At 27.5% G+C, this 1707-nt stretch carries 6 protein-coding genes; all 6 read right to left on the bottom strand.

Going from position 1 to position 1707, the window contains the following annotated elements; translation table 11 throughout:
- A partial coding sequence (locus tag EZH24_RS11285) for a hypothetical protein (protein WP_201798592.1) occupies window positions 1–217 on the bottom strand: 217 nt, incomplete at its 3' end.
- Entirely contained in the window at window positions 214–558 is a 345-nt protein-coding gene (locus tag EZH24_RS11280; protein WP_137999201.1) for a hypothetical protein, read from the bottom strand. The genes EZH24_RS11280 and EZH24_RS11285, both read right to left, overlap by 4 nt.
- A gap of 12 nt (window positions 559–570) precedes the next feature.
- Entirely contained in the window at window positions 571–753 is a 183-nt protein-coding gene (locus tag EZH24_RS11275; protein ID WP_137999200.1) for a hypothetical protein, read from the bottom strand.
- A 68-nt stretch (window positions 754–821) separates the two neighbouring features.
- Entirely contained in the window at window positions 822–1082 is a 261-nt protein-coding gene (locus EZH24_RS11270; RefSeq protein WP_137999199.1) for a hypothetical protein, read from the bottom strand.
- A gap of 19 nt (window positions 1083–1101) precedes the next feature.
- The gene (locus tag EZH24_RS11265) at window positions 1102–1410 is read right to left on the bottom strand and encodes an ankyrin repeat domain-containing protein (RefSeq protein ID WP_137999198.1); all 309 of its coding nucleotides are present in this window, start codon (window positions 1408–1410) and stop codon (window positions 1102–1104) included.
- The coding region (locus EZH24_RS15140) for a hypothetical protein (protein WP_236847201.1) at window positions 1407–1707 on the bottom strand (301 nt) is incomplete at its 5' end. The genes EZH24_RS11265 and EZH24_RS15140, both read right to left, overlap by 4 nt.

Genomic DNA, 1707 nt, shown 5'->3' with positions numbered 1-1707 from the left:
GAATATTAATAATTATATTTTCCATTTCTTTAGTTTTCAAACGATGCTCGAGATTGTCGGTAGTCAAATCGCATCTTGCCATTATATCGTAATCTACTCTAACCTCTAAATTAAAACTTTTCACCCATTTATAAACATCGTTATAATCGTTTTTATTATAATCCATTATTGGACAATTTATGTGGACGGGAATATTATTTTTTATAGTCTTTATCAAATCTGTTTATTCATATCATTATCATTATCCTCATTATCATTATTAGTATCATCGGGAGGATTAGAATCAATTCTAAAATTAGACTTTCCAAAATCCATCTTGCTTTCAGGATTCCCACGATTTAGAGCATTTCTGCAATTTTCTATAAGCTCCTTCCCCCTCTTTTTTCTTGTTATATTTTCTAAACAATCTACCACTTCTGAACATGAGACCTCTTGAGCTATAGATTTGGCTTTTTCAAGCGTATTAATTCCATATTCATTAGCTTCTACGAGACTTTCAACTTTTTCTAAATCACAATTTTTACATGCTACCATTAATTTTTCTTCTTTGTTTGGCATAATATTTTCTCCTTAATTACTATTTATATTTTCTATATTTTCTTTAATTTTATTTATTTTATTCGTTAGTTTTTCTATACGCAGCATCAATTTATCATATTCACTTAATTCTTTTTTTTCTTTTTCTTCTCTTATTTTTATATTTATTCCTGTTAGAGAGCTTTTAAAAATATTTTTCATAAATTCTTCAAGCATTTTCAAACCCCTTCATTAAATTTATTTTTTTATGTATTATCATTTTAATTCTCCTAATTTTATTGTAATCAATAATAATCTCCTCTTTGTCGTCGTTCTTCTTCTTCCTCTTCCTCTTCTTCCTCCTCCTCTTCTTCTTCTATCCTTCTCCTTTCTTCCTCTCTTCTCCTTTCTTCTTCCTCTCTTCTTTTCCTTCTTCGCTTTTCCTCTTCTTTTCGTTCGTTTATTTCTTTAATTTTTGGCGCAATTATTTTATCAAGTTCATCGACTTCTTTTTCAATTTTATCTAATGAATTAGATATTTCTTTTATTTCGTTTTCATTTAACATTTATTTTTTATCCTTTTATTTAATCAATTTCATTACCATGTTTAGCCCCAGCTTTTCTCAAAAATTCAGCTACCTCTTCGTGTCTGTTTTCTTTAGCCAAATCTAAAGCCGTTTTACCTTTATTATTTTTAATATTAGGATTAGCACTTTTTTCTCTTATTAGATATTCTACTATTTCTAAATATCCATTTGCTGAAGCCCACATTAAAGCTGTCAACCCATCATTATCTTGATAATCAATGTTTGGACCTAATGAATCTGCAGTAGCTTCAACTTCTTTATAATCGCCTCTAATACAAGCGTTTATTAACCTATCTTCAAAACTCATGATATTTTCTCCTTAAAAAATTTTTTATTTATAACTAAACAAGGATTTTTAATTTTCCTTGATAAGCTATCGAAAGTGATTGAAGTTAAAAAGGTTTTAACTAAATTTAGAATTATAAAATTATTTTCATTGTCATTGCGAGCGTTAGTGAAGCAATCCACACAGATTAGATTACTTCGGCTATCGCCTCGTAATGACAAAGTTTTTGCAAAATAGAAAAAGACACTTAAAAAATTAAATGCCTTAAAAAATTGCGATATATAAAAATTTAAATTATTAGTTAAAAGATATAATAAT

The organism is Brachyspira catarrhinii (genome assembly GCF_005518285.1).
Taxonomy (GTDB): Bacteria; Spirochaetota; Brachyspiria; order Brachyspirales; family Brachyspiraceae; genus Brachyspira; species Brachyspira catarrhinii.
Note: the sequence above shows the minus strand (reverse complement) of the source record. Positions and strands in the feature narration are given on the sequence as shown.

Excerpts from the sequence above, each read along its gene's own strand:
- EZH24_RS11270 (WP_137999199.1), bottom strand. The coding sequence starts at position 1,082 with ATGTTAAATGAAAACGAAATAAAAGAAATATCTAATTCATTAGATAAA.
- EZH24_RS11280 (WP_137999201.1), bottom strand. The coding sequence starts at position 558 with ATGCCAAACAAAGAAGAAAAATTAATGGTAGCATGTAAAAATTGTGAT.
- EZH24_RS11275 (WP_137999200.1), bottom strand. The coding sequence starts at position 753 with ATGCTTGAAGAATTTATGAAAAATATTTTTAAAAGCTCTCTAACAGGA.
- EZH24_RS11265 (WP_137999198.1), bottom strand. The coding sequence starts at position 1,410 with ATGAGTTTTGAAGATAGGTTAATAAACGCTTGTATTAGAGGCGATTAT.